The sequence below is a fragment of the Streptomyces venezuelae genome (assembly GCF_008642335.1).
GTDB lineage: Bacteria > Actinomycetota > Actinomycetes > Streptomycetales > Streptomycetaceae > Streptomyces > Streptomyces venezuelae_F.
In genome coordinates this window covers 5,518,752-5,531,985 of sequence record NZ_CP029191.1, presented here as the reverse complement: position 1 = coordinate 5,531,985, position 13,234 = coordinate 5,518,752, and the positions used below count along the sequence as shown (strand labels likewise).

At 69.8% G+C, this 13,234-nt stretch carries 13 protein-coding genes and 1 tRNA gene; 1 reads left to right on the top strand and 13 read right to left on the bottom strand.

Features of this window, described 5'->3' with window-relative positions:
- Positions 1–205: 205 nt before the first annotated feature.
- The 6 genes from thrB to DEJ49_RS25130 all read right to left on the bottom strand — a co-directional run bounded on the left by thrB (position 206) and on the right by DEJ49_RS25130 (position 7,408).
- Positions 206–1,123 (bottom strand): homoserine kinase, encoded by a 918-nt coding sequence (gene thrB / locus DEJ49_RS25160; RefSeq protein WP_150186226.1) that lies wholly within the window; start codon positions 1,121–1,123, stop codon positions 206–208.
- A 282-nt stretch (positions 1,124–1,405) separates the two neighbouring features.
- On the bottom strand, positions 1,406–2,464 hold the full coding sequence (thrC, locus tag DEJ49_RS25155) for a threonine synthase (protein WP_150186225.1): 1,059 nt from the start codon (positions 2,462–2,464) through the stop codon (positions 1,406–1,408).
- 6 nt (positions 2,465–2,470) lie between these two features.
- Complete coding sequence (locus DEJ49_RS25150; RefSeq protein ID WP_190329442.1) at positions 2,471–3,763, bottom strand: homoserine dehydrogenase; 1,293 nt, start codon at positions 3,761–3,763, stop codon at positions 2,471–2,473.
- A gap of 103 nt (positions 3,764–3,866) precedes the next feature.
- Positions 3,867–5,258 carry a diaminopimelate decarboxylase gene (gene lysA, locus DEJ49_RS25145; protein ID WP_150186224.1) on the bottom strand — a complete coding sequence of 464 codons (1,392 nt, stop codon included), beginning with the start codon at positions 5,256–5,258 and terminating at the stop codon, positions 3,867–3,869.
- A 151-nt stretch (positions 5,259–5,409) separates the two neighbouring features.
- On the bottom strand, positions 5,410–6,525 hold the full coding sequence (gene nrtL / locus DEJ49_RS25140) for an ArgS-related anticodon-binding protein NrtL (protein ID WP_150186223.1): 1,116 nt from the start codon (positions 6,523–6,525) through the stop codon (positions 5,410–5,412).
- 343 nt (positions 6,526–6,868) lie between these two features.
- A complete protein-coding gene (locus DEJ49_RS25130) occupies positions 6,869–7,408 on the bottom strand; it encodes a response regulator (protein WP_223832987.1) in 540 nt (179 codons plus the stop codon).
- A gap of 200 nt (positions 7,409–7,608) precedes the next feature.
- On the opposite strand from DEJ49_RS25130, the gene DEJ49_RS25125 reads away from it, so the two are divergent.
- Positions 7,609–7,680 (top strand) — tRNA-Arg (locus DEJ49_RS25125).
- 133 nt (positions 7,681–7,813) lie between these two features.
- Here the strand turns inward: DEJ49_RS25125 and DEJ49_RS25120 are convergent.
- The 7 genes from DEJ49_RS25120 to DEJ49_RS25090 all read right to left on the bottom strand — a co-directional run bounded on the left by DEJ49_RS25120 (position 7,814) and on the right by DEJ49_RS25090 (position 13,038).
- A complete protein-coding gene (locus tag DEJ49_RS25120; protein ID WP_150186222.1) occupies positions 7,814–9,289 on the bottom strand; it encodes a tyrosine-type recombinase/integrase in 1,476 nt (491 codons plus the stop codon).
- Positions 9,286–9,480 (bottom strand): helix-turn-helix transcriptional regulator, encoded by a 195-nt coding sequence (locus DEJ49_RS25115; protein WP_150186221.1) that lies wholly within the window; start codon positions 9,478–9,480, stop codon positions 9,286–9,288. The genes DEJ49_RS25120 and DEJ49_RS25115 overlap by 4 nt, the downstream gene beginning before the upstream one ends.
- A 196-nt stretch (positions 9,481–9,676) precedes the next feature.
- Positions 9,677–10,825: a DUF3631 domain-containing protein gene (locus DEJ49_RS25110; RefSeq protein ID WP_150186220.1), complete on the bottom strand. Its 1,149-nt coding sequence runs from the start codon at positions 10,823–10,825 to the stop codon at positions 9,677–9,679.
- Complete coding sequence (locus tag DEJ49_RS36495; RefSeq protein ID WP_223832986.1) at positions 10,822–11,175, bottom strand: hypothetical protein; 354 nt, start codon at positions 11,173–11,175, stop codon at positions 10,822–10,824. The genes DEJ49_RS25110 and DEJ49_RS36495 overlap by 4 nt, the downstream gene beginning before the upstream one ends.
- Positions 11,172–12,086: a bifunctional DNA primase/polymerase gene (locus DEJ49_RS25100; protein ID WP_150186219.1), complete on the bottom strand. Its 915-nt coding sequence runs from the start codon at positions 12,084–12,086 to the stop codon at positions 11,172–11,174. The genes DEJ49_RS36495 and DEJ49_RS25100 overlap by 4 nt, the downstream gene beginning before the upstream one ends.
- Before the next feature lie 85 nt (positions 12,087–12,171).
- Positions 12,172–12,579 (bottom strand): hypothetical protein, encoded by a 408-nt coding sequence (locus DEJ49_RS25095; protein ID WP_150186218.1) that lies wholly within the window; start codon positions 12,577–12,579, stop codon positions 12,172–12,174.
- 24 nt (positions 12,580–12,603) lie between these two features.
- A complete protein-coding gene (locus DEJ49_RS25090) occupies positions 12,604–13,038 on the bottom strand; it encodes a hypothetical protein (protein ID WP_150186217.1) in 435 nt (144 codons plus the stop codon).
- Between the last annotated feature and the right edge of the window lie 196 nt (positions 13,039–13,234).

Genomic DNA, 13,234 nt, shown 5'->3' with positions numbered 1-13,234 from the left:
CGCCGGTTCCGGAGCGTGCTCAGGACTGCTCAGTGCGGGGCACGAAGCAGTTTGGGAGGCTCCCGGAAGAATGGTTGTCCCGGACGGGGACACAAAGCACCTCGCCATGGTGAGGTCGGGTGCAGACTTGAGATTAACACTACCGGATCCAACAAACATTCCCCCTCTCAGGATCGGGACACCCCGAATCCCTTCGTCCACTCCGTCAGGGTGCGAGCGGCAGCACGCTCGCGCCCGAGGCGTCGAGCTCCAGGCGGTTGGCCGCCCAGCCCTCTCCCGCCAGTCGTGCGACCTTGTCGGCCGCACTGTCTTCGGCCAGCGCGAGGACCGTGGGTCCCGCGCCGGAGATCACCGCGGGCACGCCGTCGGCGCGCAGCCGCTCCACGAGGGCGGCGCTCTCCGGCATGGCGGGCGAGCGGTACTCCTGGTGGAGACGGTCCTCGGTGGCGGGCAGCAGCAGCTCGGGGCGCCTGGTCAGGGCCTCGACGAGCAGGGCCGCACGGCCCGCGTTGGCGGCCGCGTCGACGTGCGGGACGGTGCGCGGCAGCAGGCCGCGGGCCGTCTCGGTGAGGACGGGCTTTCCGGGGACGAAAACCACCGGAACGATGGAATCGACGGGCTCCATCCTGATCGCGCGGGCGGTGCCCCCGTCCATCCAGGAGAGCGTGAAGCCGCCGAGCAGACAGGCGGCGACGTTGTCGGGGTGGCCCTCGATCTCGGTGGCCAGCTCAAGAAGCGCGGCGTCGTCGAGCCGGGCTTCGCCGCCTATCGTCACGGCGCGGGCGGCGACGATGCCGGCGCAGATGGCGGCGGACGACGAGCCGAGACCACGGCCGTGCGGAATGCGGTTGGCGCAGACGATCTCGAGGCCGCGCGGCTGTCCGCCGAGCAGGTCGAAGGCGGTGCGCAGGGAGCGCACCAGCAGATGCGACTCGTCGCGCGGGAGGGTTTCACTGCCCTCGCCGGCGATGTCGATGTTCAGGCCGGAGTCGGCCACCCGGACGACGACGTCGTCGTACAGACCCAGCGACAGGCCCAGGGCGTCGAAGCCCGGACCGAGGTTGGCGCTGGTGGCGGGGACGCGCACCCGGACGGCGGCGGCGCGGAACGCGGGACCGGCCATCGCTCGATGACTCTCCTTGAGCTGCGTGTTTTTTGAGGCTGCGTATTTTCGGTACGTGCCACATGTACGGAACACCCGAAGGCCGCGGACAACGGCGGCACCGCGGCATATGCGGCGGGCGGGTTCGGTACAGCCTATCGAAGGAAGGTTCTGTGGCGACATAGGGCGCACAGGAGGCGCACGATGCGTGTCGTAAGCCCCCTGTGCCACCCCCTGTACAGGGTCGCGGGTTTCGTCGGCCCGGTCGGCCCGCGTGGTGACGCGAGACCGTGGCGCTCGGCGTTACGCGAGACCGAGACGCTCAGCCGCGGCGGCCGCGTCGACCGGGACGGTGACCGGCTGCGGAGCACCGGCGACGGCCCAATCGGGGTCCTTCAGCCCGTTGCCCGTGACCGTGCAGACGATCCGCTGCCCCTTGTCGACCTTGCCCTGCTCGGCGGCCTTCAGGAGGCCGGCGACCGAGGCGGCCGACGCGGGCTCCACGAAGACGCCCTCCTGGGACGCCAACAGCTTGTAGGCGCGCAGGATCTCACGGTCCGTCACCTCGTCGATGAAGCCGTCCGACTCGTCGCGCGCGGCGAGCGCGTGCTGCCACGACGCGGGGTTGCCGATGCGAATCGCGGTGGCGATCGTCGAGGGGTCCTTGACGATCTCGCCGCGCACGATGGGCGCGGAGCCGGAGGCCTGGAAGCCCCACATCCGTGGGGTACGGGTCGACACCGCGTCGGCCGCGTACTCCTTGTAGCCCTTCCAGTAGGCGGTGATGTTGCCGGCGTTGCCGACGGGAAGGACGTGGATGTCCGGCGCGTCGCCGAGCGCGTCGACGATCTCGAACGAGGCGGTCTTCTGGCCCTCGATGCGGAACGGGTTCACCGAATTGACCAGTGCCACCGGGTAGTTCTCCGACAGACCTCGAGCGAGGTTCAAGCAGTCGTCGAAGTTGCCGTCGACCTGGAGGATCTTCGAGCCGTAGACGAGCGCCTGGCCCATCTTGCCGAGCGCGATCTTGCCCTGCGGCACGAGGACCGCGCAGACCATTCCGGCGCGTACGGCATAGGCCGCCGCGGACGCCGACGTGTTGCCGGTGGAGGCGCAGATGACGGCCTTCGCGCCCTCCTCCTTGGCCTTGGTGATCGCCATGGTCATGCCGCGGTCCTTGAAGGACCCCGTGGGGTTGGCGCCCTCGACCTTGAGGTGGACCTCGCAGCCGGTGCGCTCGGAGAGCACCTGCGCGGGCACGAGCGGCGTGCCGCCCTCCCGGAGCGTCACGACCGGCGTGGTGCCGGAGACCGGAAGACGGTCCCGGTACTCCTCGATGATTCCGCGCCACTGGTGGGTCATTGCTGCTTACTCCCCTTCAACCCGCATGATGCTGGCGACACCACGCACGGTGTCGAGATTGCGCAGCGCCTCGACGGTGCCGCTGAGGGCGGCGTCGGGCGCGCGGTGGGTGACGACGACGAGGGAGGCCTCGCCGTCCTTGCCCGTCTGACGGACCGTATCGATCGATACGCCGTGTTCGGCGAAGACCGTCGCGACCTGGGCGAGCACGCCCGGCTTGTCGGCCACGTCGAGGCTGATGTGGTAGCGCGTGACGACCTCGCCCATGGAGCTCACGGGCAGCTGGGTGTACGCGGAGTCGCCGGGTCCGGTGGCCTCGGCGAGCTTGTTGCGGCAGACGGCGACGAGGTCGCCGAGGACGGCGGACGCGGTGGGCGAGCCACCGGCGCCGGGCCCATAGAACATGAGCTGCCCCGCGGCCTCCGCCTCGACGAAGACGGCGTTGTACGCCCCTCGCACCGACGCCAGCGGGTGGCTGAGCGGAATCATCGCGGGATGCACGCGCGCGGTGACGGATTCACCGTCGGCGGCCCGCTCGCAGATGGCGAGCAGCTTGATGGTGCAGCCCATCCGTTTCGCGGAGGCGAAGTCGGCGGCGGTGACCTCGGTCATGCCCTCGCGGTACACGTCGTCGAGACGCACGCGCGTGTGGAAGGCGATCCCGGCGAGGATGGCGGCCTTGGCGGCGGCGTCGAAGCCTTCGACATCGGCGGTGGGGTCGGCCTCGGCATACCCGAGCGCGGTGGCCTCGTCGAGGGCTTCCTGATAGCCGGCCCCCGTCGTGTCCATCGCATCGAGGATGAAATTGGTCGTCCCGTTCACGATCCCCAGCACGCGGTTGACCTTGTCACCGGCGAGGGACTCGCGCAGCGGCCGGATCAGCGGAATGGCCCCGGCGACGGCGGCCTCGTAGTAGAGATCCCGCCCGTGCTCCACGGCGGCGGCGTGCAGCGCGGCCCCGTCCTGGGCGATGAGCGCCTTGTTGGCGGAGACGACGGAGGCACCGTGCTCGAAAGCGGTGGTGATGAGGGTCCGAGCGGGCTCGATCCCCCCGATGACCTCGACGATGACGTCGATGTCCCCACGCTTGACCAGTGCGGTCGCGTCGGTGGTGATCAGTGACGGATCGATTCCCTCACGCACCTTGGAGGGGCGGCGGACGGCGACCCCGGCGAGCTCCACCGGGGCGCCGATCCTGGCTGTGAGGTCGTCGGCGTGCGTCGTCATGATGCGCGCCACCTCTGAGCCGACAACCCCACAGCCCAGCAGCGCCACCTTCAGCGGACGCGTACGCATCATCCGACCTCACTTCTCATACATCTACGGTGGGACCAGTCTCACCCACCGGAACGGACTTTCTGTCCATCGTCCGGATCCTGAGACATCTATTTCATCTTTTGCGTCATCCGACGTCGAGACGCAGGAGATCTTCCTCCGTCTCACGCCGGACGATCACCCGCGCCTCGCCGTCGCGCACGGCGACGACGGGCGGGCGAAGTGCGTGGTTGTAGTTGCTCGCCATCGAGCGGCAGTACGCGCCGGTCGCGGGCACGGCGATCAGGTCACCGGGCGCGAGATCCGCCGGAAGGAAAGCATCTCGTACGACGATGTCACCACTCTCGCAGTGCTTGCCCACGACACGCACCAGGACGGGCTCGGCGTCGGAGGAGCGGGAGACGAGGGCGACGGTGTATTCGGCGTCGTACAGCGCGGTGCGGATGTTGTCGGACATGCCGCCGTCCACGGACACGTACGTCCGCAGCCCTTCGAGGGGCTTGACGGTGCCGACTTCATAAAGGGTGAAGGCGGTGGGTCCGACGATGGCGCGCCCCGGCTCGACGGAGATGCGGGGGACCTGGAGCTGCGCCGCGGCACACTCCCGCGAAACGATCTCGTTGAGCGCCGCGGCGATCTCGTGCGGCTCGCGGGGGTCGTCGTCGGAGGTGTAGGCGATGCCGAGCCCGCCGCCGAGGTCGATCTCGGGCAGCTCGACGCCGTGCTCGTCGCGCACCTCGGCGAGCAGCTGCACGACGCGGCGGGCGGAGACCTCGAACCCGGCCATGTCGAAGATCTGCGACCCGATGTGGGAGTGGATCCCGATGAGTTCCAGCGAATCGAGCTTCAGCACGCGCCGCACGGCCTCGGCGGCCTGCCCGCCCGCGAGCGCGATGCCGAACTTCTGGTCTTCGTGCGCGGTGGCGATGAACTCATGAGTGTGCGCTTCCACACCCACGGTCACGCGGATCTGCACGCGCTGCCGCGTGCCGAGCCGCTCGGCGATGTGCGCGACGCGGACGATCTCCTGGAAGGAGTCGAGCACGATGCGGCCGACGCCGGCGGCGATGGCGCGCTCGATCTCGTCCGGGGTCTTGTTGTTCCCGTGGAACGCGATGCGCTCGGCGGGCATCCCGGCGCCGAGGGCGGTGGCGAGCTCGCCCCCGCTGCACACGTCGAGGTTGAGCCCTTCTTCGTGCAGCCACCGCACGACGGCACGCGACAGGAACGCCTTCCCGGCGTAGAACACGTCGGCCTCGCTGCCGAAGGCGTCCCGCCAGGCCTGGCACCGGGCACGGAAGTCGGCCTCGTCGATGAAGTAGGCGGGCGTACCGAACTCCTCGGCGAGCCGGGTCACCGTGATGCCGCCGGCGGTCACGACCCCGTCGGGGTCACGGGTGACGGTCCGGGACCAGACCTTGGGGTCCAGCGCGTTGAGATCGGCGGGCGGCGCGCTGTAGTGCCCTTCGGGGAGCACGTCGGCGTGACGGGGGCCTGCGGGGTGGGCGGAACGGCTCATGGGTGTGGTGTCTCGTCTCTTGCGGGGTGACGGAGGTGAGGAAGCGGGGCGGGCGGGGCGGGTGCGGGGCGCGGTACGTGTTTCTCGCAAGACACGTACCGCACGCGGTGCACGGGATGCCGCCTGTCGCTCTGCTGCTCACTCACGGGTGTCACAGGAATTCGGGTGCGTCGATGCCGAGCAGGGACAGGCCACCGGCGAGCACCGTCCCGGCGGCTTCGGCGAGGGCCAGCCGGGCGCGGTGGGCGGCCGAGGGTTTCTCGTCACCGCGCGGCAGGACGGCTCCCTGCTGGGCGCTCTGAAAGGCCAGGAACGCGTCGGCGATGACGACGAGCTGCCGGGCGAGTCGGTCCGGGGCGCGGTGGCGCCCTGCGGAGGCGAGGGTGGCGGGGTAGTCGCCGAGGGCGTCGACCAGGGCCTGGGCGGTGGCATCCGGGGCGCCGTCCGGCTGGGCGGTGAAGCCGAGGGCGGCCGCGTTGCGGGTGAGGGCGCGGGTGCGGGCGTACGCGTACCTGACGCGGAACAGCGGATTGCTCTCGCGCTGTACGAGGTGGTCGTCGCCGCCCTGCTCCGGGGTGACGCGGGGGTGGTCGTGCGGGGCGGGGTGGAGCAGGGCCCAGCGTGCGGCGTCGCGGCCGAGGCGGAGGACGGCGTCGGCGGGAACGGGGGCGGCGACCGGTACGGGGCGGAGGGTGGGGAGGGGCTCGGGGGGCCGACCGTACGCGTCGATGCGTACGCCGAGGGCGCCGAGGGCGTCCGCCAGGGCCGGGTCGGGCTCGTCGTCGCACGTCACCCGGACGAGGACGCCCTGTGAGCGCAGGATGCGGCGGGCGCTGTCGGCGAGGACGGCGGCCCGTAGCTCGCGGGGGACGTGGATCTGGGCGATGCCGCCGGTGTCGGGGTGGACGTGGCCGTAGCAGCGGCCGCGCTCGCGGATCTCGCGCACGAGGGCGTCGGCGCGGGCACGGGCGTCCGTGAGGGTGATGTTGAGGAACCCGGGTCCGGTGATGTCGACGCTCGCGATACCGGCCTCGGCGGCGAGTCGCGACGAGAGCACCTCGGCGACGTCGCGTGGTGCGCGTCCGGCGGCGCGGGCGATCTGGAGGGCGACGTTCGTGGCGAAGTCCCCGCGTCCCCCTGGCCGGGGCCGCTCGACCCGCACGTTTCCCGCGTCGGCGGACGCGGTGACGGCCACGCCGAGCTCCCCGGCATCGACGGCCTGGCGCATGGCGCGCAGCACGGTGCGGGAGAGCTCGACGGGGGTCACGGGTCCAGCGTATGGGAGGAGGGGGGTGGGTAGGCGACTCGGTTTCGGGGATGGTCCGGGATGTGGACGGGCCGACGCGACCACCGACCTGCGTGACGGGTCAGGCGCCCCGGACACGGGCCACGTCGACACGGGCCACGTCGACTCGGCCGCCTCGACACCGACACCGTCTCCGCGACGGGCAGCGGCACCGACTGCGCGACCGGCACCGACACCGACACCGGCACCGACACCGACACCGGCTCCGCGAACGTCACCGGCGCACCGGCAGCGACTCACCGCCCCCGCCATGAGCACCGACTCACCGGCTGCGGCCCCGGCCCCGGCACCGCAGCCACGCCCGCTACTGCTCCGAGGACTCACACCCCGCGCCACCGCGACCGAGATCACGCCCGACCGTGACGCCTTCCGGCACTCTTTCCCCACCGGAGTCGGGCTCACCTTCCCCCTCGGACTCGGGCTCCGGCTCCCCCTCCCCCACACCGTCCCGTTTCCCTCTCCGCTTCCCCTCGGCCGAGATCAACTGGCGGACGATGCCGACCAGTTCGTTCGGCTCGAAGGGCTTGGCGAGGAACGCGTCGACACCGACATCGAGGCCGCTCTCGACCTCGTACTGCGTGCACGCACTGATGACGACGATGGGGAGATCACGGGTGCGTGCGTCGGACCGCAGCCGCGCCGCGGTCCGGAGCCCGTCGAGCCGGGGCATCACGACGTCGAGGGTGACCACGTCGGGCTGGACCTGCTGCACGACGTCCAGGCACTCGACACCATCGGCCGCGGTCACGACCTCGAAGCCCTCCAGCTCGAGGTTGACCCTGATCAGCTGCCGGATGACCTTGTTGTCGTCCACAACAAGCACGCGGCCGGGCACGCCTGGCACAACTCGAGAGTAGGTCCGCGCCCACCACCGCGTCCCGGTTTTCCCTACTTCCGCCCCGTGCGGCGCGCCCGGCCACCGCTCCCCTCCCCCTCGGGAGGACCCCGCTCCCGGCCCGCCCCGGAGGCACGGAAATACCTGTTCATGGCGAGCCCTGGAGAGCTGGTAGGGTTCTACCCGTCACCGCGCAAGCGTGCTGATACGCCCCCGTAGCTCAGGGGATAGAGCAACGGCCTCCGGAGCCGTGTGCGCAGGTTCGAATCCTGCCGGGGGCACTCGCCACACAGCCAGCGGAAATCATGCGCTGAGCTGGGCGGATGCCGACACGAGAGAGCGGGAGTCAGTCTCACTGATTCCCGCTCTTTCTCGTTGTCTCTCAGTGTTCGCGACACACCTCCGACACAGTTTCTAGGCCGCGTCGGCGTCGTCCTCCGACCACCCCATGGTTCTTTCGATCTTTTTGTTGTCCTCCGCTTCGCTGTTGTCGATGCAGCCCGCGTAGTGCCGGTCGATGACCTCTGGGGACGTGCCTGCGCGGCGGGCCACCTCCGCCACGGGGAGCCCGGAGCGAAGCCAGTCCGTGATGCATGTGGCGCGAGCGTCGTATGGCTTCCCGGCGAGCGGTGACGCGACCTTGTGCGGCGGGAACGCGAACGGGCGGGCTTCCTGCCAGACACGCCAGTAGCTGGACGTGCCCACCAGACCGCCCCGCTCGTTCTGGAACAGCCGTCCATCCGCCGCCGTACCGAACTCCTTCACGTGGGCCCGGAGCATCGCCACGAGTACAGGCGGGATGGGAACGGGACGGTCGGTGTCGGGGTCCCGCATTTTCAACCCGCGCTTGTCGTGGCGCTCGCCTGAGTCGGTCCACGTCTTGCCGGATACGGGACGGGTCTCCCGAAGGGTGAGCACACCCCATCCGGTTTCGGGTAGATGGCAGTCCTCAAGCCTCAAGGCAACGACTTCCGCCGGACGCATCGCGGCGTACAAAATACATCCGAAGAATGCGACCAGTCGCCTCCCCCGGTTCCGGTGCACTGACCCGATGTACGAAACGGCGGTGAGGAAATCGCGCCCCTGGCGAGCATTCATGAGGACGCGCGGGTCAATCGCTCCACGCCCCGCTGTGGCATACCGCTCCAACTCGGCAATGGGGTTCGATTCGAGGTATCCACGCTGGACCGCATAATTCATCGCGGCGTTGAATCCTCTGCGGCGACGCTTGTACGTGTCCTTCGCTGCGAGCTTTCCGTCCAGCTTGTAAGCGAGCCGGTAGTGCACATCCTCTGCCGTGTCGGAGGTTGTGAGCGCCGAGAGCGGCAGAGCGTTTTCAGCAAGCCAGGCACATGCCTTCTCCAGACCAGGCGGCGGCTCCTCGTCTGCGTGGGACGGGACAACGGCCCACCTCACAGCACGTCGCACGGTTAGAGCGTCCGGGGCGTCACTCCTCTCCGCCATCATCCCCAAGGCTGCGGACGCCAGACTGTCAGCGAATCCTTCACGCGTCTTAGCCGCTGCCGTACGCCAACGGCGCTTCATGAACTCCCGAGCGAAAAGCCACCAGTTGGGGTCGTTCTTCGCCTTGGCCTTTTCCGCTTCAACGGATTCCGCGTTCCGGACTTCAGACTCGGGGAGTCCCGAAGCAATCTCGAACGCTTCGCCCCGCCTGTTCATCGCGTTCCACAGCTCATTTCGGCGACTCTCAGCGAGCGGGTACGTAGCGAAGGTCCCGCCCCATACTCGACCGGATACCACCCAACGGACGCGCCATGGACGGGATTTGCGTCCCGTTTTCGAAATCACCCACAGCTTGACATCAAAGGTGTAGCCCGGCCGGGCTGACCCACGCGGGCGCCCGGCCGTGCTGTTGCTCTTGGTGCTCACGCAGCGTCCTCCCGCTCCGAGAGCCAGCGCTCATACTCGGACTTCCGGATTCGGATATCGCCGTTCGGGAGTTTGATGGAACGGGGAGCCTTGCCGAGTTGGCGCCACCGGTAGAAGGTTGCCGGGGCAACCTTGAGGTCGGCCAGCACTTCCTTGATCGTCAGTTTCTCGTCCCTCGCGCGGACGCTCATGCCGCGGTCCTCTCTTCTGTTGTGGTCGAGGGTGCGTCGGGGGCCTGGATGCCCGACCCCGGTCTCCCAGGGCCGCTACTCCCGCTACCTCCGCTACCTCGCAGGTCAGAGGGGGTGCGGACGGTAGCGGCTGAGGTAGCGGTAGCGGATGGGTAGCGGCAAGCACGATGGCTTGCCGCTACCGCATCGCTGCTGGTCAGGCCAGGTTTTCGGTGCCCGGTAGCGGAGGTAGCGGACTTTCAGGGGGTGGGGGGCAGTAGCGCTGCCACGCGTCGTGGAGATCAGCGGCGTAGTAGCCCTTGAGGACGCTCGCGCCGGTCTTGATGTTGCGGGAGGTGATGGGCTCGATGTCGGCCGTCATGTACTCGGCGAGCATCTTGGACAGGCGCCGGTTGTCCAGCGGCTTGCCGCCCAAATCGGCCCAGGGTGCGTCATCCAGGGAGTTGAGCCGGTCCAGGATGGCGACGGTGGGCAGGCGGTCGGTGCCTGCCATGACGTGGTCGCGCAGGTCGGTGAGCAGGCGCACGCCGATGCTGCCCTTGTCGTCGGAACGCGAGGCGGTCACCAGGGACACACACGCGGTGCGGGCCCGCTCGGGCCAGGCTCCGCCTGCCGCGTCCGCGACGGCGAGGAGCGGTTCCCACACGTCCGCGGGCCGGTCCGTGACGTCGTCGGGCATCTGCGGCCAGGCATTCGCGACGCGTTCGGTGACCTGCGTCGCCCACGCGGCAAGCAGGTCGCGCAGCGCGAACCCTTCCTTCTCGTGGATGCGGGTCCGGTAGGGCTCGATCTGCTCGTTGCGGGCCCTGCGGCGCATGCGGATGCTGACGGAGCGGTCCCGGATCGTGGCGGGCAGGTGCCCCAGTCCCGCCACGGCGACAGCGGTGTAGGAGTGGAAGGCCTGCACCGTCTGGTTCGCACCGTCGCCCACACACCGGAACATCGGCCGGTTGCGGCGGTGGCCTGCGTTGATGAACCCGCGCAGCTGTTCGTTCTCCCCCGCCTTGGGGCCGAAGATGGTGTCGATCTCGTCGAAGAGGATCGTGGGCCGACTCCCTTCGACTCCGGACACGGCGCGGAAGAGGGCTGCGGCGGACGCGTCGACCGCGGCCATCGGATTGGGCACCAGGGTTTCCACGATCTCCAGTGCGCGGGACTTGCCGGACCCCGGTTCCGGGGAGAGGAAGGCGAGGCGCGGGGTGGACTCGAAGCAGTCGATGAGGTGGGCATGCGCGTCCCACAGCACCACGGCGACGTAGGCGGCTTCGTGGGGGAAGACGTTGAAGCGCCGGTGGAAGGTCTCCACCTCGTCGAGCAGTGCCGCGCCGTCGATGGTCTCGTTCATGCGGCGGCCCTTCCTTCCTGGGGGTTGCGCAGGGGGCATGCGTCGCGGTGGTTCTTGTGGTCGGTGATGAGGGTGAGCACCTTCAGGAGGCCGACCGCGCTGCGGTCGCGGCCGCACTCGCATCGCGAGGTGGCGGTGGGCATCGCGCCGCGCGGGGCGCAGATGTGCAGCCACGCGATGGCGTACCGCCCGTCGCCAGCCTGCGAGTCAGGGCGAACAGCAGTGGGGACGCCTTCGGCGACGCCCTTCGGGGCGCCCACGGTCGGGCGCGGCCCACGCTGTTCGGCGGGGCGCGGGTCGGTCGTGGTGGGCGGAATGCTCTTCAGGCGGGGGCGGTTGGGGGTACTCATGCGGTCGTCCGGCGCTGCGGGTTGTGGGCGATGGACCAGTTCAGCGCGCTGCGCAGAGTCGAGCGGCACTGTGACGCCGGCAGTCCCGTGGCCTCCCCCGCCTCCTGAAGAGCAGCCTCCACCCGTGCTCGGGGGAGGTCGCCCCACGCGATGAACCGCCCCAGGGCTCGCGCCGCCGCGAACAACTTCGCCTCGCGCTCCCCGCGTTGGGCCCCACTGACGGTGCGCGTCTCGTTGGCGAGCGCAGTGTCGGCGTATCGGCGGGATTGTGCCGTTACAGCCACAGAAGGGGCCTGTGCGGGCTTAGGGGATGGCTTGAGAATGCTCAGCAGCCAGGACGGCACCGGGGCCGCCAGAGGGCCGCTGAGAGCTTCGTAGCTTCCGGACGGGGTGACGCTGCCCGCAGCGACGACGTAGCCACCCCACGCCCGGGTGTCCACCAACCGGGCGAGCGTGCCAGCCGTGTTGGCCAGCCGGACGCTGCTCGGGGCGGTGAAGTACAGGTGCTGCCCACCGCTCGCAGTCCGGATGCGGTAGGTGTCGGGGACGGCATGCCCGGCGCGCTCGCAGAGCGCCGTGAAGGTCGTCGCGCCGCAAGGCGCGTCCGTACTGCCGTTGTCCTTGGGCATGTCCAGGTCGACGACGAGCAGTCGGGAGGGGCCGGTGGCGATGCCGACGTTGTACGGGGCGTGCGACCAGGTGGCGCGGATACGGTCCACGTCGGTCGTGGCCCGCTGCTCCCACTTACGGTGCCCGTCGACGCACGGGCCGGTGCGCGGGCAGGCGGCTTCGCCGTGCAGCGCGGGCCGCTTGGTGCCGGGACGGAGCGGGAAGACGTGCCAGCCCCGTTCCGCAGCGTTCAAAGCGGCGGTGAGCAGGCTCTCTCGCCGGATGTCGGTCGGTTGCGTCATGCTGGATGTCTCCAGTTCTGATAGGTGCTGGTGACAAGGGCGGCCCCGGTTCTTTGGCGAGATGCGGGGGCCGCCCTTGGCGTAGCTAGCGGTCGGGGTGCAGGAAGCAGGGGCCTTCGCCGGGGTCGTCGCAGACACAGACGGCTTGCCGGTCGTACTGCTGGCGGACGTAGCCGCGCGGGTCCTTCTCGCCCTCTGCCGCGAGGTGCGCGGCGAGGTGCGGCCGGTCGATGTCCAGCAGCATCAGGGCCGCGGCGAGCGCGGTCTCCGTGACGTCATCGTCACTGAACAGGTCGGGCTCATCCAGCAGCGCGATGCGGTCGAGCAGCGCGGCTTTGCGCAGGTAGTACTCCCGCTCCAACTCGTCGAAGCACTCCGCGTCGGCGACGGTGCGTGTCGTCCAACCGATCTCGCTGAGGATGCTCGGGGCCAGCGCGTACGCCTCCGTCGGGGCGATGTAGCGGATGGTCTTGCAGTGTTGTCCGCTGCTCACAGTGGATTTCCTTCCCCGGGCTGGTCAGTGCTGGTTGGTGGTCTTGGCCCACACGCCGCTGGTGCGGCTGTGGACGGTGCGCTGGTCCTGATGGACCGGACCGGCGTAGTGGTGGTGGATGTCCGGGGCGGGCTTGGCCCGTCGGGCGAGGCGGGCCAGGGCGAGCACGAGGAAGCTCGGGGCGCCGAAGACGAGGCCGCAGACGATCGGGTCGGCGAACTGCGAGACATACATGAGCGCGCTCGCGGTGCCGCCGACCATGACGGTGGTGGCGCCCCCGGCGAGCAGGAGCACGCTGGCATCGGTGGCGCCCTGACTCATCGGGGGCCGTCCGGGCTGAGCGACGGGCGTGGTGTCGCGGTAGGCGTCGGCGATGATCCGGCGTGCCTCAACGTCGGCCTGCGCCTCGCTCAGATCGGCGCCCGTGACGGCCGCCTCGGGGGTGGTGTCGGAATGCATGCGGAATCCCTTCATCAAGCGTTCAGGGAGGCAGAGACACCCCCTTCCGGGGGCTCTCAGGAGGGGGTTTCAGGGGGGTGACCTGTGGTGCCTCCCTGCCTCCCTGAACGATCATTTGTGCAGGTCAGGGGCAGGGAGGCGGGGCAGGGAGGCGGTCAGGGAGTTCTCCCTGCCTCCCTGCCCCGAAGCGGCTCGG

Bases quoted from the DNA above. Each gene is read 5' to 3' on its own strand.
- thrB (WP_150186226.1), bottom strand. From the start codon at position 1,123: ATGGCCGGTCCCGCGTTCCGCGCCGCCGCCGTCCGGGTGCGCGTCCCC.
- thrC (WP_150186225.1), bottom strand. From the start codon at position 2,464: ATGACCCACCAGTGGCGCGGAATCATCGAGGAGTACCGGGACCGTCTT.
- DEJ49_RS25150 (WP_190329442.1), bottom strand. From the start codon at position 3,763: ATGATGCGTACGCGTCCGCTGAAGGTGGCGCTGCTGGGCTGTGGGGTT.
- lysA (WP_150186224.1), bottom strand. From the start codon at position 5,258: ATGAGCCGTTCCGCCCACCCCGCAGGCCCCCGTCACGCCGACGTGCTC.
- DEJ49_RS25115 (WP_150186221.1), bottom strand. From the start codon at position 9,480: ATGAGCGTCCGCGCGAGGGACGAGAAACTGACGATCAAGGAAGTGCTG.
- DEJ49_RS25110 (WP_150186220.1), bottom strand. From the start codon at position 10,825: ATGAACGAGACCATCGACGGCGCGGCACTGCTCGACGAGGTGGAGACC.
- DEJ49_RS36495 (WP_223832986.1), bottom strand. From the start codon at position 11,175: ATGAGTACCCCCAACCGCCCCCGCCTGAAGAGCATTCCGCCCACCACG.
- DEJ49_RS25100 (WP_150186219.1), bottom strand. From the start codon at position 12,086: ATGACGCAACCGACCGACATCCGGCGAGAGAGCCTGCTCACCGCCGCT.
- DEJ49_RS25090 (WP_150186217.1), bottom strand. From the start codon at position 13,038: ATGCATTCCGACACCACCCCCGAGGCGGCCGTCACGGGCGCCGATCTG.